The organism is Aeromonas sp. 600886 (genome assembly GCF_049174935.1).
Lineage (GTDB): Bacteria > Pseudomonadota > Gammaproteobacteria > Enterobacterales > Aeromonadaceae > Aeromonas > Aeromonas veronii_A.
In genome coordinates, this window is the sequence record NZ_JAAKUB010000004.1 from 153,755 (window position 1) to 172,454 (window position 18,700).

The window sequence follows — 18,700 nt, forward strand, 5'->3', positions numbered from 1 at the left end:
TCCGCGCAATGATAGGGGTTAGACGGGGTTGGCGCAACACTCCCACTCGGGAATGGTGGAAAGGGTTGCTTCAGCTTTGTATTGATGTGGCCGAATAAAAATAAAGTACAGGCCGCAATTCAGGCGATTGCATTAATACAAGGACTAAAAACAATGCATGTGACGAAATACTCTACGGTTGCCTTGCTGATGGCCAGTATGCTGGGCTCAACCAGCCTGATGGCCAGCGAATGGGGCACGGTTGCCGCCAGAGCAACAGCAGATGAGGGCTATGAGGTGCGGGCCCATCAGTTCCGGGTCGCCAAGGTGCCTCTCGACTATTTTGCCGGGTTGCAAGCGGGAGCCAACAAGCTGACCTTGCCGCTACCCGATGGGGGGGAGGTCACCTTTGCTCTGGAAGCCTACGACTTGCTGCCTGCAGATCTTGCCGCCAAGTATCCGCAGATCCGCACCTTCAAGGGGTACAACCCGGCGCATCCGATAGAGACGGGGCGCTTCGATCTGGGGCCACAGGGTTTCCATGCCATGTTCAGCCATCAGGGCAAGATGGTGTTTGTCGATCCGCTGCGCAATGCCGAAGGGTATGCCGTCTATTACCAGCAGGATGCCCATAGTCGCTTGGAGGATGAGGCGGACAAGGTGCTTGGCCATGATGCCGACAGGGCGTTGCAGCAAAGGGTGCAGGTGGATGGTAATGTGCGTAAGCGCTACACCATCGCCATTTCGGCGACGGGGGAATATACCCGATACCACGGAGGCTCCAGGGTTCTGACCATGGCGGCCATCACAACCCTGCTCAACCGAGTGAATCAGGTCTATCAACAGGATGTGGGGGCCGAGTTTGTATTGGCCAGTGGCAATGACAACCTGGTCTTTACCGATCCGGCCAGCGATCCCTTTGATAACACCAATGCGGATGCTGATCTGAACGTAGATGTGCAGGCTCAGGCGTTTGCTGCCGGGGATGTGGGGGCATTTGATATCGGCCATGTCCTCAATACTGGAGGCGGTGGTTTGGCGAGTTTGGGGGTGTTATGTGTTGATACCCTGCCACCCTATTACGCCTATGGCGCCAAGTCATCTGGCATGACGGGTTCAAAAGAACCAGTCGGTGATGCTTTCTTTATAGACTATGTGGCCCATGAAATTGGCCACCAGTTTGGTGCCGAGCATACCTTCAACGGCACGACCGGCAATTGTGGTGCGGGTAACCGTGCTGAGGAGCAAGCTTGGGAGCCGGGCAGTGGCAGCTCCATCATGGCCTATGCCGGCATCTGCGGTGAGGAGAATATCCAGCCACACAGCGATCCCTATTTCCATAGCAAGTCCATCGAGCAGATGCGAGCTCATATGGCGAGCGTATCGACCTGCGGAACCACGCTCGCGTTGAGCAATAATGCTCCGCAGGTTGCGGCCGGCAACGATTATGTGATCCCGGCCAATACGCCCTTTGCCCTGAAGGGGGCGGGGGCGGATCTGGATGGTAACCCTCTGCTCTTCAACTGGGAGCAGATCGACAAAGGCACCGAATCGAGCAGCGTCGCTACCATGGTTGACGATGGCTCCCGGCCGCTGTTTCGTTTTGTCTCTCCCACGGCATCGCCGGAGCGGATCCTGCCGAGTTTGCCATCCCTGCTCTCCGGCACGCTTGCCAAAGGAGAGGCCTGGCCGACCACCAACCGGGATCTCAATTTCAGACTGACGGTGCGAGATGGTCAGGGTGGCGTTGCCAGCGATGACATGAAGGTGCAGGTGGTCAATACCGGCACAGCATTTCGCATCACCAACCCGTTTTACGGGGTGACTCTCACTCCGGGGGCCAGTCAGGCAGTGGCATGGGATGTGGCGGGCACAACTCTGGCGCCGATCAGTTGCAGCAAGGTGGATATCTCGGTGACCCAGGATGAGGGCGTAAGCTGGACAATGCTCGCCGCCGGACAACCCAATAACGGCGCAGCAACGGTAACGTTGCCTGCCGATCTCACCAGCAGCGTCAGGCTGAAAGTGGCATGCAGCGACAATATCTTCTTTGCCATCAGTCCCCTCAAATTGCCTCTGGTGCAAGGTGGCTCTAATTCAGGTGGCGGTGGTGGTGGCGGGGTGCTCGGATTGTGGACGCTAGCACTGGCGCTGCTTGGCTGGCAACGGAGGCGCACATGAGGGGAATCCCCCTGTTGCTGCTTGCCATGCTCGGCGGTTGTCGGGTCGATGCCAGCACCCTGGAGCAGGAGCTGAGTGCAAACCTTGCCAGGCAGGATTACCGCCTCATCGTGATCGCGGGGCGGGGAGAGTTCGCCCCCGGTATTGCAGCCGAGCAGCAGGAGGAGGCTAAGGGACGCTGTGGGGTGCGTTATCTTGATGGGCTGGGTGATGTCATCAGGCCCGGCCAGCACGAAACGCATGCCAAACTGAGTGCCTACGCCAGCGAGTTTAACCGGCGCATGGTGATTCATTGCCCGATAGCATCGGGCGCGGATAAGCAGTAATACGCCAACGAACCAATCCAAATGGGGGGATATTCAGCCCCCTATCTATCCGTGAAGGCGCCAATGGCGCCTTCACTTTTTTCCGTTGTTGAATCGGGTCAGTCTGTATCGCCTGAGATGGGGAGCGTGGGTGTAGCACGATGTCTCAGCGTGACAGAAGTTTTGTGCGAATTTTCTTTTCTGTCTGTCACGCAGATCGTCAATTGACGCTGCACCATACTTGTTGTCACCAAGGTAGGGCAAGGAGGCTCTATGAAGCATGGCATTGCGGTGATTATCACCAGTTTGTCTGTTCAGATTGCAGCAGAACCACAGTGGACCTTCATGGATGAAAACTTGGAAAGGGGAGGGATCTATGATGTGCGAGCTGAAAAGGTCAGAGTGGTGGTTCCTGACAAGCCTTTTGAGCCCGGGCATCTCGCCAGTGTGTTGACTTTGCCACTGCCGGATGGCACTACGGTGCAGTTTGATGTTCATCCCAATGCCTTGCTCCCGGAGCCTTTGGCCCAGCGCTACCCTTCTATCAATACTTACAGTGGGAAGGCTATCGATCGGGCGGCGGATACAGGCCGATTTGATGTCACCATACATGGTTTTCACGGTATGTTTACCCATCAGGGGCGTACCTTTTATGTCGATCCGCTTCAGAATGGTTTCTCCTATGCCGTTTATGAACAGCAAGATGCCTGGCGGCGACAGGATGTGGATCAGGTGATTGATCCTCATGGTATCGAGCGTGAGCGAGCTGTGCTGGTCGATGGCAATTTGCGCAAGCGCTACACCATCGCCACCTCGGCAACCGGGGAATATACCCAGTATCACGGTGGTACCAAGGTTGCAGCACTCTCGGCCATTGCAACACTGCTTAATCGGGTCAATGAAGTCTATCGCCGTGATGTGGGGGCCGAGTTTCAGCTTGCAGCTGATACGGATAATGTGATTTTCACCGATCCTGCGACGGATCCTTTCACCAACTCGACCCAGGATATCGCCATCAACCAGACCCAACAGGGGGTGTTGCTCAATCCTTCTTTTGATCTGGGCCATCTGCTTGCGACATCAGGCGGCGGTGTGGCGACCCTGAGATCTTTATGCAACCCTTTCAGCCGTTCACGGGGCATGACCGGAGGCTCACAGCCTATCGGTGATGCATTCTTTATTGATTATGTGGCTCACGAATTGGGGCACCAGCTGGGGGCCGAGCACTCCTTCAATGGCATGGCCGACAGTTGTGCAACAGGTCGCAAGGCTAGCTCAGCCTGGGAACCGGGCAGTGGCTCGACCATCATGGCCTATGCCGGGATCTGTGGTGAGGAGAATCTGCAGGTTAACAGCACACCTTTTTTTCACAGCAAGTCGATCGAGCAGATGCGGGCTCTGATGGCCTCTCTGCCCTCCTGCGGCACCGACCTAGCACTTGCCAATAATGCGCCGGTCGTGGATGCGGGTGTTGATCGCGTGATCCCGGCCAATACCCCTTTCACCCTTGGCGGCAGCGCGCTGGATCTGGATGGAGATGCCTTGAGTTACACCTGGGAGCAAGTGGATCTGGGCAACGCATCCAGCAGTTTGGCCACCATGGTGGATGATGGGTCACGCCCGCTGTTTCGCTTTGTTTCACCAACATCGGATCCCCGTAGAACATTGCCCGCCATGAGCTCTCTGATATCGGGTGTCTTGGCCAAAGGAGAGGCGTGGCCTGCGACCAATCGCAATCTCCAGTTCCGCCTTACCGTACGTGATGGTCAGGGGGCGGTGAGCAGTGATGAAATGGTGGTTCAGGTGATCAATACCGGCGCGGCATTTGCCATCACTGCTCCGCAGATCGGCGCCATGATGGCGGGTAGCACTCAGCTAGTGACATGGAATGTTGCCGGGACCGATCAGCCTCCTATCAATTGTCCCAGCGTGGATTTGGCACTGACACAGAATGGAGGTTCTACTTGGACTACGCTGGCAAGCGGGCTTGCCAATAACGGTTCGGCCAGTGTGGTGTTGCCTGCACCGTTGACCAGCACGGCCAGGCTGAAGCTGGCATGCAGCAATAATATTTTTTTCTCTATCAATGGGATAAGAGGTAATGCGTCTGCCACTACGGAAAGTGCAACTGTCATTACCGACAACAATGCGGGTGGCGGCGGTGGTGGTGGTGCAGTGAATCTTATCGTGATCCTCCTGATGGGAGGGGCAGCCGGATGGCGCAGGTATTACGGTTAGCCGTCAGTTTGCTGTTTCTATATATCTGCGCAGCGCCTGTTGTGGCCGCATCACTGACCGAGGCAATAGATGAAAGTCTTGCTGCTCAGGATTATCGGCTCATCGTGCGTGGCGGGCGCGGCGGCATGGCCCCGGGGGTTGTGGAGTCATTGCAAGCAGAAGCGAGAACCCGGTGCGGAGTCCGTTATCTGAAAGGGTTCGGCGATGTGATTGAGATGGGCAAGGAGGCGGAGTTTGAGCAGCGGATTGACTATGCCACCCGATATAACCGACAGATGCTGGAAAGGTGCATGCCGGAGGCGATTCAGAGGTAATAGTTTGCAGGTAAACACAGCGGGGAGGCAGTTGCCTCCCCGCTGTGTTATGGCTTGTCACTGACATTGCCTCCCCGCTGTGTTATGGCTTGTCACTGACAGATGAGCGGAGCACAATGCCTGCGTCACTCTCTTGATGGTCGTGGAACCATTATTTATTTGAAGGAAAATCAAGATGATGGATGTTGCTGATCTGCGCCGTGAGTATACCCGTGGCGGGCTGCACCGGGCCGATCTGCCGGCCGAGCCGCTGGCGCTGTTCGAGAAGTGGTTGGCGCAGGCTTGTGAGGCCAAACTGACCGATCCTACCGCCATGGTGGTAGCGACGGTGGATGCCGATGGTCAGCCCTGGCAGCGCACCGTGCTGCTCAAGCACTACGACGCCCAGGGGATGGTTTTTTACACCAACATGGGCAGCCGCAAGGCGCAGCAGCTGGAAGGCAATCCCCGTATCAGCCTGCTCTTTCCCTGGCATACGCTCGACCGTCAGGTGCATGTGACCGGTCGGGTGGAGAAGATGAGCACTTTCGAGGTGATGAAGTATTTCCACAGCCGTCCCAAGGATAGCCAGATCGCTGCCTGGGTCTCCAAGCAGTCGACCCGCATCTCGGCCCGCGGCGTGCTGGAGGCCAAGTTCCTCGAGCTCAAGCAGAAGTTCGCCAATGGCGAAGTGCCGCTGCCGAGCTTCTGGGGCGGATTCCGGGTAGTGATCGAGACAGTGGAGTTCTGGCAGGGGGGCGAGCACCGACTGCACGACCGCTTCTACTACACCCGCGAAGGGGATGGCTGGCATATCGAGCGTCTGGCTCCCTGATCGCGCTGTTCAAATCTGTTTTCACAAGGAGTGTGTATGCGTCTGTATGGTGATCTGCGTTCCGGCAACTGCTACAAGGTGTGGCTGCTGGCCCGCTGGCTGGAGTTGCCCCTTGAGTGGGTTGAGGTGGATATTCAGGCGGGGGATACCCGTACCCCCGCATTTCTGGCCATGAACCCCAACGGCAAGATCCCGGTGCTGGAGATTGGCCAGGGCGATACGCTGGCGGAATCCAACGCCATCCTCTTCTATCTGGGGCAAGGCAGTACCTTGTGGCCAACCGAGCCGCGCCAGCAGGCCGAGGTGCTCAAATGGATGTTCTTTGAGCAGTACAGCCATGAGCCCTACATCGCGGTGGCCCGCTTTATCGTTCACTATCTCGGCCGACCCGAGTCGCAGGAGGCGCGGCTCGACGGTCTGAAAGCCGGTGGCGAGAAGGCGCTGGCGGTAATGGAGCAGCAGCTGAAACAGAGCCCCTACCTGTGCGGTGATGCGCCGACCATCGCCGATATCGCCCTTTATGCCTACACCCATGTGGCAGAGGAGGGGATCTTCTCTCTGCAGGGGTGGCCCGCTATCCGTAGCTGGATCGCCCGTATCGAAGCCCATCCCCGTCACCTGACGCTGCCAGCGGCCTGTCAGGCCAGCTGATGGAACTGCTGATCGAGGCCAGTCTGTGGCAACCGCAGTGGGCTGCGCTGTTGCTGCACTGGCAGCAGCAAGGTCATCGCTGGCAGCTGCTGCTGGGCAAAGAGGCGGCGGCCGCCCTCGATCAAACCGATGCACCCTGGGCGAGCAGCCCTCCAGACGGGGTGTTCTGCCTGGGAGCCCTGCTGGCTGCCTGGCTCGATGGGGATCTGCTGGTGGATTTTCATGTTGATCCCAGCCGCCAGATCCTGATCAGCGCCTCTACTTCCCTATTGACCCTCGCCAGGGAGCAGGGACTGCTCACCCTTGGCCCTGTGGGGGCCGATCTGCCGCTCACCCCCGAGGCCGATTTGGGCGCCGTGCTAAATCGCCTGCTGGCGCGCCGCGTGACGGTGCCGACCCTGGTTGAGGATCATCCGCTATCAGGCGTCGCGCTGCGACCGCTGCAGGCCGCCGATGATCGCGAGATAGTACGCTACTGCAACGACGAGGCGCTGGCCCGCTACACCCTTAATATTCCTCATCCCTATCCGCCGGAGGGGGCCCGCGACTGGCTGGCGCTCAGCTGGCGCAAGGCGGCGCTTGGTCTTGGCTGGAGCTGGGCCATCACCTTGCCAGAGGAGCAAGGTGCGGCGTTGCTTGGGGTGATCTCCCTGCACTGGAATGGCGAGCTCGCCTGGTGGGTGGGCGTGCCCTGGCAAAATCGCGGTCTGGCTACTCGGGCCGCTGGCTTGGTCAAGGGGTTCGCCTTTGACCAACTGCAACTGCCTGCGCTGACGGCTCGCCATATGCCAGACAATTTAGCCTCCGGCCGGGTGATGGCAAAAGTGGGGATGCACTATCGCGGGCGGCGCCATATCAGTGGTCGCCAGCCGTGTGATGTGAGTTACTGGCGACTGGATCGCGCCCCCTCCTTACCCAATCCCTTGGCCGAGGAGATTGCCTGCTGGCTTGCTGATGAGCGGATCGCCGTGGTGATCCTGTGGGATCCTGTAACGTTGGATCGGCAGAGTGCCAACGGCAAGCTGGCCATCTCGCTCTTTGTGGATGAGAGGGGCGCGGGGGAGGAGTCCTGCTCTATTCGCTGCCCGCCGCATCTTGAGAGGTCTCTGGAGGTGCACTGTTACCCCGTCGAACTGCTGGAGCAGGCCGAACCGGAGCAGTTGTCCCATCTTGGCGGCGTCTTGCTGAAAGACAGGGATGAACAGGGGCTGGCGTGGTTGCTGCAACTGGCCGCACTGCAGCGTCAAGGGCCCGAGCTGCTTAGCCGCGAGGAGCGCGCATCACGGCTCCACTGGTTCAACCAATTGATGGCGCAGGCGCTGGGCGGCAACGGTGACTCGCCGCAGATACGCTATCAGCAGTTACGGCTGCTGGTGGAGCTGCCGGAGCTGGTCGATGAGCTGGATGGCTGTTGGTATCAAACGCCAGAACTGACCTTTGAGCGGTTGGCGCGGGAGGCTCCCGCCCTCTGGTTTGCCTACCGGGAGGCGATGAACAGGGTCACCCCGGCTACGCTAACCGCCTTGCAGCAGCAGTTTGCAGCTCGTTTTCCTGAGTGCACCCTCCCATTTTTGGACAAAGGTACTCAGAATGACCAGCCGTTGTGTGGAATAATGCCCGCTCTGCTGTACGAGGAGTAATACCTGATGTTGAGAACCGAGCGCCCCGGTGACATGCTGCCGGTCTATGAGCTGCTGAGTGCCGCCTTCGGTCGTTCCGATGAGGCCGAACTGGTCAACCGCCTGCGCGAATGTGGCGCTGCCGTGGTGACCATGGTCGAAGAGGAAGAGTACGAGTTCATGGGGCACCTGATGCTAAGCCCGATCACCATTAACGGCATGGAAGGGCCCTGGCTCGGTCTGGCGCCGGTCGCGGTTCATCCCGACTGGCAAGGCCAGGGGATTGGCTCGGATCTTATCCGTGAAGGGCTTGATACGGCGCTCGAGATGGACTGGAAAGGGGTGGTGGTACTCGGGGATCCGGCCTATTACAGCCGTTTCGGTTTCCGCCCGGCCAGCGAGTTTGGCCTGCACTGCATCTATGAGGTACCTGCCGACTGCTTTATGGCGATGGAGCTGCAGGAGCGCGGTTTTTCGGGTGTGCAGGGTGAGGTGCTCTATCACCCCCTGTTTGATGAACTCCCCGACGAGCTGCCGGACGCGCAGGCAGAAGTGTCCCATTTATAGCGAGACGTCGCAGCGATAAGCCATAGCGAAAAAGCCCTCATTGAGGGCTTTTTCATCTTGTATTGATCCCTGCCGGGCTTATTCGAGCAAATTGGCTCAGGCAATGATGTCGAGCTGGGTGCCCTTGCGATTATCTTCGCCCACCATGTCACCCATCTGCTGGGCGAGCGGGCTCTGCTGGAATTGCATGTAGTCGCTGAGATTCTGCTGGCGCTGGTAGCGAGTCGCAGCCTGATACATATCAGCCGTGCTCGGGCCCGACTTGCTGTCGCTCTCCTGACCGCTGGCTTCCAGGTAGCGCTCCACCACGGCTTTATCTTGCTGGTTAGCCGTATAAGAGACAGCCAGGGTTCTGCGAGCCGTTGCTTTCTCTTCGCTCTGTGCCTGTAATTCATCCTTCTTGATCAGCGCTTCGTTACGGGCCTGATTGACCTGTTCGGGCGTGACAGCCGGAGAGGAGGGATATTTGCCGTAATCGGGCAGCGGCATGGGCCGGGAGGTGATTTGCATGGTGGCGCTTCTCTTGTGAACAGGGACGGACGCATGATACTCATCCATGTTAGCTCAATAAATCACCACTTGTCGGTTCATCAAGAGTAGGTTCAGCTTCGCGCATCGATTGTTAATTGAACCGCATCTGAGTGACAAAAAGGCGCCATAAGGCGCCTTTTTATCCTTCAGTTACCGCCGGATCAGTTGAAGAACCAGTAACCGCGGTTGACCAGACGGGTCAGCAGTTGCAGGAAACCGGCCTGATCGGCCAGCTCCACCATGTCGGCCTGGGTGATGATGTCCTTGTCGCACAGGAGGGAAATGGCTGCCGCGTCTTCGCTCTGCAGCGTCCAGGCTTCGCCGTCGATGAAGCACTGCTGGCTCTCGCCGCTAAACCAGACGGTGCGCAGACCCGGTACCTTGATGGCAGGCTCGCCCTGGGTCAGCATGTCGGCCACTTCCTCGGCGCTGTAGTCTGGCTCGACCGGATTGACGTCCAGATCGTGCTTGGCCTCGGAGATCATGGTGCCGAACCACTCCTTGAACAGGGTCTCGTCATCGAGAGCCTGCTGCATCAGCTCGCGCAGACGGTGCAGCTCGTGGGGCTGGATCTCGCCGTGACGGGCGCGGGGCTTGAGATCGGCATCGCCGTAACGCTCGGTACGCACCTCGTTGTCGATCAGATGATCGGCAAAGGAGGAGATAAGTGCTTTGGCATCCGGTGCGCGGAAGCCCACCGAGAAGTTCATGGAGGGCTCGATGGCGTAGCCTTCGTGGGGGAATCCGGGCGGAATGTAGAGGATGTCGCCCGGCTCCATGATGACGTCGATGATCGCCTCGAACGGCTCGCAGTGCAGCAGGGCTGCGTGGGCGGCGAACTCGTTGAGGGGCTTGGCATCGCCGACTCGCCAGTGGCGTTTGCCCAGACCCTGGGTGATAAACACATCGTAATTGTCGATGTGGGGGCCGACACCCGCATGGGGGGTGGAGAAGCTCACCATCACATCGTCAAAGCGCCAGCCCGGAATGAACTGGAACGGCACCGCCAGCTCGTTCACCTCGGGAGCCCAGTGGTTGCAAGCCTGTACCAGAATGGTCCAGTTCTCTTCGCCCAGATGGTCGTAGGATTCGAAGGGGCCGTGGGCGGCATCCCACTTGCCGTCGAAACGGGTGACGAGGCGGGACTCGACCACCTCTTCCATGGCCAGACCCGCCAGCTCGTCCGGGCTGATAGGGTCCTGAAAGTCGGTGAAGCCGCCCTTGATAAGGAGCGGGCGCTTCTGCCAGTAGTGCTCGAGGAAGTGAGCGATATCCAGATTGAGTTCGTACATGCTGTTTCTCGTGTCTCGCAAAGAGGTTTTGCCCAAGGCAGGCTTGGGAAAAGCCACTCGGGATCCTGCCGTGGCAGGGAAAATAACAGGGGCCCTGTGGCGTATCGTGCACAGGGCCCCTTCGTCACTGCCGGTTGGCTTACTTCAGCAGATCGACCAGACGCTGGGCGTCACCGATGTAGTTGGCCGGGGTCAGCTTCTTCAGCTCAACCTTGACAGCTTCCGGCAACTCCAGGGTGTCGATAAAGGTACGCATCCCTTCGGCATCGACGCGGCGACCACGGGTTAGCTCCTTGAGCTTCTCGTAGGGCTTCTCGATACCGTAGCGGCGCATCACGGTCTGGATCGGCTCGGCCAGCACTTCCCAGTTGGCATCCAGATCGGCGGCCATGGCGGCGTCGTTGGCTTCCAGCTTGGAAATACCCTTGAGGGTCGCCTGATAGGCAATCAGGGAGTAACCCACCGCCACACCCAGGTTGCGCAGCACGGTCGAGTCGGTCAGATCACGCTGCCAGCGGGAGATGGGCAGCTTGCTGGCCAGATGCTGGAACACCGCGTTGGCCAGACCCAGATTGCCTTCGGAGTTCTCGAAGTCGATGGGGTTGACCTTGTGCGGCATGGTGGAGGAGCCGATTTCCCCCGCGATGGTGCGCTGCTTGAAGTGACCCAGGGAGATGTAACCCCACACATCGCGGTCGAAGTCGATCAGGATGGTGTTGAAGCGAGCCATGGCGTCGAACAGCTCGGCGATATAGTCGTGCGGCTCGATCTGGGTGGTGTAGGGGTTCCAGGTCAGGCCCAGAGAGGTCACGAACTCCTCGGAGAACTGGTGCCAGTCCACATCCGGGTAGGCGCTGAGGTGGGCGTTGTAGTTGCCGACTGCACCGTTGATCTTGCCGAGGATCTCCACCGCCATGATCTGCTTGAACTGGCGCTCAAGACGGTAGGCGACGTTGGCCATCTCCTTGCCCATGGTGCTCGGGGTGGCAGGCTGACCGTGGGTGCGGGAGAGCAGCGGCATGTCACGGTACTCGTGAGCCAGACGCTTGAGCTCGCTGATCAGCTTTTCGCAATAAGGCTTGATGACCTCTTCGCGGGCAGTTTTCAGCATCAGACCGTGGGAGTTGTTGTTGATGTCTTCCGAGGTGCAGGCGAAGTGGATGAACTCGCTGACAGCCGCCAGTTCCGGGTTCACTTCGACTTTCTCTTTGAGGAAGTACTCCACCGCTTTCACATCATGGTTGGTGGTGCGCTCGATCTGTTTGATGCGGGCGGCGTCACTCTCGTTGAAGTTGCTGACTATGCCGTCGAGCAGGGCGTTGGCAGCCGCGCTCAGGGCAGGGACTTCCGGGATCCCGGCATGGCTGGCCAGTTTTTGCAACCAGCGAACCTCGACTTCAACGCGAAAACGCAGCAGGCCGAATTCGGAGAAGATAGGGCGCAGGGCATCGGCCTTGTCGCCATAACGACCGTCAATCGGGGAAACAGCAGTCAGCGCGGACAGCTCCATGGGGTGAACTCCTGATGATTTGTGTGGGGGATCCGTATTCACTCGCGCGTGGGGCTGAGTCGTCGTCAGGGCGGATGTGCGGCTGTTCACCCTGATGTCGACCTCGGCTGGCCCGCGCGCGAGCCGATGATTAGTAACGTTTGGCCAGCTCCACCATCTTCTTGCGAGCGAAGATGATCTGAGTGCGGCTGCCACCGAGCTGACGCCACAGCACGCAGGCACGAATGCCCGCCAGCAGCAGGGCGCGCACCTTGTGCTGCACCAGCGGCTGCTGCAGGAACAGCGGGGTGCCCGCGACCTGGATTCTGGGGCCGATGGGGCTGATAAGATCGCTGTAGATGCTCGCCATGTTGGCCAAAATCTGCTCGTCGAGCAGATCGAAGTGCTGTTGTTGGCGGCCAATCTGACCGATCCGCTCACCCAGCATATTGAGAATGTCCTTGCGCTTGGCCAGCTTGCGCTCCAGTGCAATCAGGCTTACCACGTAGCGGGTCAGCTCGGCATTCTTCTGGCTGCCGTCGGCACCCAGCTGCTCGACCAGCGCACGGTAGCCGTCGCGAATGGCCAGATGGGTGTTGTTGAACACCTCGAGCGGTTGGCTCGGGTTGGTCACCAGAATGCTGGAGAGGCTCTCGCGCAGGGCGGCCTCGTCACAGCTGCCGTCTCGGGCCACCTTCTGCACCAGATACGCGGCCTGGCAGATGCCGGCAAAGGCCATTGTTCTGTCTTGGAATTTATCGCTCACGTCTGCTGCCTTCTGTTAAGGATTCAAACCGGATGGCTGAAACGTTGTTCGATGATGCCACCGCCCAGACACACTTCCCCGTCGTAGAAGACGGCGGATTGGCCCGGGGTGACCGCAGCCTGTTTTTCGTCGAAGATGACCCGGATGGTCTCGTCGTCGATGGGCTGGATCAAGCAGGGGATATCCTGCTGGCGGTAGCGGGTCTTGACGGTGCAGCGACGCGGTTCGCGAATGGGGGTGCGATCCACCCAGTGCAATTGGCTGGCAATCAAACCATCGGAGTAGAGGCGGGGATGCTCGCCCTGCGCCACGACCAGCACGTTGCGTTCGACCTCTTTGTCGACCACATACCAGGCCTCTTCGGTGGCATCTTTGCGCCCACCGATGCCGAGCCCCTTGCGCTGACCCAGGGTGTGATACATCAGACCCTGATGCTCGCCGATCACCTTGCCATCCACGGTCTCGATTTTACCGGGCTGGGCGGGCAGGAACTTGGCCAGGAAGTCCTTGAACTTGCGCTCGCCGATAAAGCAGATGCCGGTGGAGTCTTTCTTCTTGGCGGTGATGAGATCCAGCTGCTCGGCGATGCGGCGCACCTCCGGCTTTTCCAGATCGCCAACCGGGAACAGGCTCTGACCCACTTGCTTCTCGCTCAGGGTATAGAGGAAGTAGCTCTGATCCTTGTTGGTATCGAGACCGCGCAGCAGGCGCGGGCGGCCGGTGCTGTCGTCACGGCGCACATAGTGGCCGGTGGCGATGTAGGTGGCACCCAGCTCTTCGGCGGCAAATTCGAGGAACGCCTTAAACTTGATCTCCTTGTTGCACAGGATATCCGGGTTCGGCGTGCGGCCAGCCTTGTACTCTTCGAGGAAGTGCTCGAACACGTTGTCCCAGTACTCGGCCGCGAAGTTGATGGTGTGGAGTTTCATCCCCAGCTTGTCGCAGACGGCCTTGGCATCAGCCAAATCCTGGGCGGCAGAGCAGTACTCGTCCGTGTCGTCTTCTTCCCAGTTCTTCATGAACAAGCCTTCGACCTGATAGCCCTGCTGCTGGAGCAGGTAGGCCGAGACGGAAGAATCCACGCCGCCGGACATGCCGACGATCACCTTGATTTGGCTGTTGTCTGTCATTAGTCGAAGTTACCAGTTCGTTTAAACGGGGCGTATTCTACCAGAGTTTTGCGCCCCCGGTCACATATCCATGCCGCAGTTCCCATCAGGAGCCTGATAGCAGGAAATCGTTTTTCCGTTGTTGGCCTTTGTCACCGAAAAAGAGTGTCAAATGGCCTCAGATAAAGGCCTTGAGTGCCGACAGTGGCAGCCGTGTCCCTGTCAGATAATCCTGAATGCATTGCCACACCAGGGGGCTTCTCAGGGCCGGTTTGCATTCCGCTATTTCTTCCAGGGTGAGCCAGTGGCAAGCCAGCACATCGCCGTCAGGATCCTCTGGATGGTGCTGACCGGGCGCTTTTTCAAGGTCGAAGATGATGGCGGTGCGCACATAGGTGGCCTCGCTGTCGGCCGGTTTGAACAGATAGGTACCAAGCCAGGCGGTCGGCGTGGCGGTCAGCCCCGTCTCCTCTTTCAGCTCACGACAGGCCGCTTCAAGCAGGTTTTCCCCCGGCTCCACATGGCCGGCGGGTTGGTTGAAACGGCGCTGGCCCTTGATTTCCTCTTCCACCACCAGAAAGCGCCCCTGCCACTGCACCAGGGCGGCGACTGTCAGGCGCGCCTCCATGCGGGCGTGGCTGGTGGCCGATTGCTCTGCCTGATTGCTCATCATGACTCCTTGTCGTTGCTATCGGGATTGCCCGTACGGGCGGGTCTGCGTGCCGTACCACGCCCACTGCTGCGAAGTTTGCCGCCGGTCGGGGTCGTGGCTGCGCGCTCGGTTGGGTGAGTGCTGCGAGGACGCTCGTCCCGTCTCGGCTGGCTAGCCCGCCGTGGCGCCTCCCCTGCCGGTTTGGCCGGTTTGGCGGTATGAGCGCCTGAACGGGATGAGGAGGGACGCGGGCGGCTGCTGGAGCTCGGTGCCTGCTCGGGGGCGGGCAGGCTGCGGCTCTCGCCGGGTGCCAGACCATCGAGGGTCCAGTCGCCGATGGCGTAGCGAATAAGGCGCAGGGTGGGGTGGCCGATATGGGCAGTCATCCGCCGTACCTGGCGGTTGCGTCCCTCGATGATTTTGATCTCCAGCCAGCTGGTGGGGATCTCCTTGCGCTCGCGAATGGGCGGATTGCGCGGCCACACCGCAGGTTCATCCATGATGCGCGCCCCGGCAGGCAGGGTCATGCCGTCGTTGAGCTCCACTCCGGCGCGCAGGGCGGCCAGTTTCTCTTCGCTCGGGATCCCTTCCACCTGCACCCAGTAGGTCTTGGGGGTCTTCTCCCCCGGCTGGGTGAGGTGCGCCTGCAGCTTGCCGTCATTGGTGAGCAGCAACAGCCCCTCGCTGTCGCGGTCAAGCCGACCTGCGGCGTAGATGCCGGGCTCGCTGATGTAATGCTTGAGGGTCTCGCGGCCCGCCTCGTCGGTGAACTGGCAGAGCACCATGTAGGGCTTGTTCAGCAGGAGCAATTTGCGATCCGCTGGGGCCAGCTCCGGTTTGCGGGGGGATGCATGGCGAGGTGCGGCTGGTTTGGCCGCCGTGCGCGGGGCGTTATCGCGCGGCGAACGGCTGACAGAGAGACGGGGGCGGGGAGATTTCATCGGATACACACTTCAGACAGACGATGGCAGCGAGTGTACCACAGGGTGCTGAGGGCAGGATGAATGGCTGTGGCGTCACAACAAGCAGTGCCCAGAGCCAATTCGCCTAGCTCAGCAGGCTCTCGATGACGATAGCCTGACGGGCGGGGGCCGAGCCCGCCAACAGCAGGGCGTGGCTAACCACATCGTCGATCATCGCCTGCGCCAGTCTAGTGAGGGGGCGCAGGGTCTCCCGTCCGCTACCAACCGGCACCGCCAGCAAAATGATGGTTTGCACCGGCCCGATTTGAGAGCCCCACTCGATGGGCTCCTTGCAGCTAAGCAGGGTCAGCGCTGGCTGGCTGATCCCTTCGCTCAATACATGGGGCATGGCAAGGCCGGGGCGGATGATGGTGGCTGAGACCTGCTCGCGCCGTTCCACCGCGGCGGTCAGTGTAGCGCGGTCGGTGAGCAGCTCGGCGGGCAGCAGATCGATCAGATGCTCGAGGGCCTCGGCCTTGCTCACCGGTTCGGGGCTGTGGGCCAGCTGGCGCAGGGCAAACTGGTAGTCGGGCAGGGCGTTGGCCAGTCGCAACTCCGCCAGTGCGGCGGTGTGCGGGCGCACCAGCGGTTGACCCAGCTCCCCGCACCAGCAGGTGAAGGCCATATGGGCGAGCTCGGCATCGCACCCTTCGATCTGCAACTGGCAGAGATCGCCGGGTTGGGTGGCGAGGGTCAACAGGGAGAGCTGGTTGCTGGCGGCAACGGTCTGGCGCCGGGTGAGGTTGGCGCAGTGGATGGTGGATTTGAACATCCCCGCCAGCCGGTTCAACTGCTTGGCCTGGGTGATGCTCAACCCCTGCTGGCAGTAGAAGGTAATTTCGCGGGTCAGCATCAGGCCGGGATCGGCAGGTCCTTGAGTACGGCGTTGGCATCCAGCAGCACGGTTTCCAGTGTCACCTGATGGATGGGGCAGCCGAGGAAGCGCTCTTTCTGCTCAATCTCGATATCGGAGGCAATCAGCACCAGGTCGGCGCTGGCAATATCGCGGGCGGTCAGCATGTTTTCCATGCCCATGGCGCCCTGAGTCTCGACCTTGATCTTGAGTCCCAGCCCAGTGGCTGCTTTTTGCAGGGCATCGGCAGCCATATAGGTATGGGCGATACCGGTCGGGCAAGCGGTGACGGCGACGATCTTCATCTGCTCTCTGTGATGCTGACAAGGGGGAGCAACAAGATAGCGCCAGCGGGGGGCTTTTACCAAAAGTCCATATGAAAAGTGGGATCTTGATGGGGATATGCCCGTCCCTTGAACGGCAGTGCAGGTTCATGCCGGGCCAGTCGGGTGTCTGGTTGCTCCAAACAACAAGGGCCACCCCTGTGGGTGGCCCTGAACAATCTGCGTCTGTTGTTATGGCTATCAGGCGGTCTGGGCAGCCAGCTCGGCGGCTTTCAGTTCGCGCTTGATGCGGCGGATCTTGCGCTCCTCGGCGACCGCGACACAACCCATCAGCACCAGACAGGCGGCGGCTGCGATATCCAGCGCCGCGAAGGTGCCGGTCCAGCCGGTCAAACCGAAGATGGGGGTGCCATCGGCGATCATGCCCAGACCCAGTTTGGCGAAGCTGTCACCAATCAGGTAAGCGAAGGTGCCCTTGACGCCATCGGCCACGCTGATGCCCTGCTTGGGGACGAAGCCCACGGCGGCGACGCCGATCAGCAGTTGCGGACCAAACACCAGGAAGCCCAGGGTGAACAGGGAGCCCAGGAACATAAACTGGGTAGTCGCATGCTGGTAGAGACCCAGGGTGGCGATGATCAGCGCCAGCGCCACGCAAGCCACCAGACCACGACGGCCATTGGCCAGATCGGAGAGGTAACCCCACATCAGGGTGCCGACCAGAGCGCCCACTTCGAAGAAGGTAAAGCCCTGAATAGCCACGTCTTTGGAGAAGCCCAGCTCCTGGTGGGCATAGACGGTAGACCATTGGTCGATACCGATACGCACTACGTAGAGGAAGATGTTGGCAAAGCAGAGCAGCCAGATCACCTTGTTGAGCAGCACGTACTTCACGAAGATCTGCCACTTGGTCAGCTGCTGCTCCTCGGTAGCGATATCCTCTTCGCTCGCCACTTCGTCAAACAGCTCTTCCACCTTGCCCAGGCCATAGGCTTCCGGCGAATCGCTACCAAAGCGCAGGCCGATAAAACCGACGATCAGCGCGATGATGGAGGGGAAGATAAACATGCCGAGCACGTTGCCATCGAACAGGTAGTTGGCACCGAACAGCGCCACACCGGCCGCACCAGCACCGCCCACGTTGTGGGAGAGGTTCCACATGCCCAGATAGGTGCCGCGCTTGTTGCGAGGGGTCCACTTGGTGATGGTGGAGTAGCTGCACGAGCCACCACAGCTCTGGAAGAAACCGCTCAGGGCATAGAAGAAGATCATGAAGTAGAGGCTGAAACCGGTGCCGCCCATGCTGGCACTGAAGCCCAGCATGCAGAGCGCGGAGAGGATCAGCATCAGCGGCAGGAACTGCTTGGTGTTCTTGCCGTCGGCATAGTAGGAGACGATGGTCTTGCCCACCCCGTAGGTGATGGAGAAGCCAAGGCCGATCATGCCAAGCTCGGTCATGGAGAGACCGTACTCCTGGATCATGTCATTCTGCGCAATGTTGAAGTTCTTGCGGATCAGATACATGGTCAAATAGCCAATAAATACAACCAGATAAGATTGCATAAACGGCTTGAACCAGAGCTTGCGCCGGGCTTCGACCGGCAGGTCCAGGGTGGGGACCCGGACCTGTTGGAGCAATTTCAACATCTTCGTTCATCCTCTGCGAGATAGACGGTATTTCCGCCGCGCCCCTCATTTGTAGATAGGTTGTTCGAGGTCACGCCACGGAAGGGGGAACGGAACATCGGGGCTGTCAGCCGTTGCAGCGCTCGACGCTCCATCCATATAAACCCGGGCCCGGCACGGGATGACGGGGCACATTGCCCGTCGCGGTGCGGGTCACGACATCAGGTGAGGTGACTCTAATAAGAGGGGCAAAAAATGGCTTGAGAGCCATCCCTAGTGGGGCTAGGAAATTTTCCTAGTTTTTGCGCTTTCGCGGACAAAGCGTGAGAAACATCACACCGCTGATGCCGGATTGCTGCCATTTCAGCCAGTTTGGCGCTTTGTGCGAGTGCTGGGCTGGGCTGGGCTGGGCTGGGCTGGGCTGGGCTTGGCTTGGCTGGGATGGGGAGGTGGGATGGATTGGCCAGA

General features: G+C 59.7%; 18 protein-coding genes. 8 read left to right on the plus strand and 10 right to left on the minus strand.

The window, feature by feature from the left end:
- The first annotated feature begins 153 nt into the window (after nt 1-153).
- The 8 genes from G5179_RS05045 (at nt 154) to G5179_RS05080 (ending at nt 8,668) form a co-directional block, all read left to right on the plus strand.
- On the plus strand, nt 154-2,160 hold the full coding sequence (locus tag G5179_RS05045) for a reprolysin-like metallopeptidase (RefSeq protein ID WP_216951784.1): 2,007 nt from the start codon (nt 154-156) through the stop codon (nt 2,158-2,160).
- On the plus strand, nt 2,157-2,486 hold the full coding sequence (locus G5179_RS05050; protein ID WP_216951783.1) for a hypothetical protein: 330 nt from the start codon (nt 2,157-2,159) through the stop codon (nt 2,484-2,486). The genes G5179_RS05045 and G5179_RS05050 overlap by 4 nt, the downstream gene beginning before the upstream one ends.
- A gap of 252 nt (nt 2,487-2,738) precedes the next feature.
- A complete protein-coding gene (locus G5179_RS05055) occupies nt 2,739-4,703 on the plus strand; it encodes a reprolysin-like metallopeptidase (RefSeq protein WP_421257987.1) in 1,965 nt (654 codons plus the stop codon).
- Entirely contained in the window at nt 4,682-5,017 is a 336-nt protein-coding gene (locus tag G5179_RS05060; RefSeq protein WP_323912681.1) for a hypothetical protein, read from the plus strand. The genes G5179_RS05055 and G5179_RS05060 overlap by 22 nt, the downstream gene beginning before the upstream one ends.
- 175 nt (nt 5,018-5,192) lie before the next feature.
- Nucleotides 5,193-5,831 carry a pyridoxamine 5'-phosphate oxidase gene (pdxH, locus tag G5179_RS05065; RefSeq protein WP_103251238.1) on the plus strand — a complete coding sequence of 213 codons (639 nt, stop codon included), beginning with the start codon at nt 5,193-5,195 and terminating at the stop codon, nt 5,829-5,831.
- 36 nt (nt 5,832-5,867) lie between these two features.
- Complete coding sequence (locus G5179_RS05070; RefSeq protein ID WP_323912678.1) at nt 5,868-6,482, plus strand: glutathione S-transferase family protein; 615 nt, start codon at nt 5,868-5,870, stop codon at nt 6,480-6,482.
- Nucleotides 6,482-8,122, plus strand: a complete 1,641-nt coding sequence (locus G5179_RS05075; RefSeq protein WP_421257988.1) for a GNAT family N-acetyltransferase — start codon at nt 6,482-6,484, stop codon at nt 8,120-8,122. The genes G5179_RS05070 and G5179_RS05075 overlap by 1 nt, the downstream gene beginning before the upstream one ends.
- A 6-nt stretch (nt 8,123-8,128) precedes the next feature.
- Nucleotides 8,129-8,668 (plus strand): GNAT family N-acetyltransferase, encoded by a 540-nt coding sequence (locus G5179_RS05080; protein ID WP_167556828.1) that lies wholly within the window; start codon nt 8,129-8,131, stop codon nt 8,666-8,668.
- A 96-nt stretch (nt 8,669-8,764) separates the two neighbouring features.
- Here G5179_RS05080 and G5179_RS05085 read toward each other — a convergent pair whose 3' ends face one another.
- The 10 genes from G5179_RS05085 to uhpT all read right to left on the minus strand — a co-directional run bounded on the left by G5179_RS05085 (nt 8,765) and on the right by uhpT (nt 18,253).
- A complete protein-coding gene (locus G5179_RS05085; protein WP_335873548.1) occupies nt 8,765-9,178 on the minus strand; it encodes a hypothetical protein in 414 nt (137 codons plus the stop codon).
- Nucleotides 9,179-9,360: 182 nt separating this feature from the next.
- Entirely contained in the window at nt 9,361-10,491 is a 1,131-nt protein-coding gene (locus G5179_RS05090; RefSeq protein WP_421257989.1) for a JmjC domain-containing protein, read from the minus strand.
- 139 nt (nt 10,492-10,630) lie between these two features.
- Complete coding sequence (gene purB / locus G5179_RS05095; protein WP_005334624.1) at nt 10,631-12,001, minus strand: adenylosuccinate lyase; 1,371 nt, start codon at nt 11,999-12,001, stop codon at nt 10,631-10,633.
- A 130-nt stretch (nt 12,002-12,131) separates the two neighbouring features.
- Nucleotides 12,132-12,746 (minus strand): high frequency lysogenization protein HflD, encoded by a 615-nt coding sequence (hflD, locus tag G5179_RS05100; protein WP_047434253.1) that lies wholly within the window; start codon nt 12,744-12,746, stop codon nt 12,132-12,134.
- Between the two features lie 23 nt (nt 12,747-12,769).
- Nucleotides 12,770-13,876: a tRNA 2-thiouridine(34) synthase MnmA gene (gene mnmA / locus G5179_RS05105; RefSeq protein ID WP_005353619.1), complete on the minus strand. Its 1,107-nt coding sequence runs from the start codon at nt 13,874-13,876 to the stop codon at nt 12,770-12,772.
- Nucleotides 13,877-14,033: 157 nt separating this feature from the next.
- A complete protein-coding gene (locus G5179_RS05110) occupies nt 14,034-14,525 on the minus strand; it encodes an NUDIX hydrolase (protein ID WP_368150332.1) in 492 nt (163 codons plus the stop codon).
- Complete coding sequence (rluE, locus tag G5179_RS05115; protein WP_421257990.1) at nt 14,525-15,448, minus strand: 23S rRNA pseudouridine(2457) synthase RluE; 924 nt, start codon at nt 15,446-15,448, stop codon at nt 14,525-14,527. The genes G5179_RS05110 and rluE overlap by 1 nt, the downstream gene beginning before the upstream one ends.
- Before the next feature lie 106 nt (nt 15,449-15,554).
- Complete coding sequence (locus tag G5179_RS05120) at nt 15,555-16,322, minus strand: PTS sugar transporter subunit IIA (protein WP_421257991.1); 768 nt, start codon at nt 16,320-16,322, stop codon at nt 15,555-15,557.
- Complete coding sequence (locus G5179_RS05125) at nt 16,322-16,627, minus strand: PTS fructose transporter subunit IIB (RefSeq protein WP_421257992.1); 306 nt, start codon at nt 16,625-16,627, stop codon at nt 16,322-16,324. The genes G5179_RS05120 and G5179_RS05125 overlap by 1 nt, the downstream gene beginning before the upstream one ends.
- Before the next feature lie 219 nt (nt 16,628-16,846).
- Nucleotides 16,847-18,253 (minus strand): hexose-6-phosphate:phosphate antiporter, encoded by a 1,407-nt coding sequence (gene uhpT, locus G5179_RS05130; RefSeq protein WP_005353611.1) that lies wholly within the window; start codon nt 18,251-18,253, stop codon nt 16,847-16,849.
- Nucleotides 18,254-18,700: the final 447 nt, after the last annotated feature.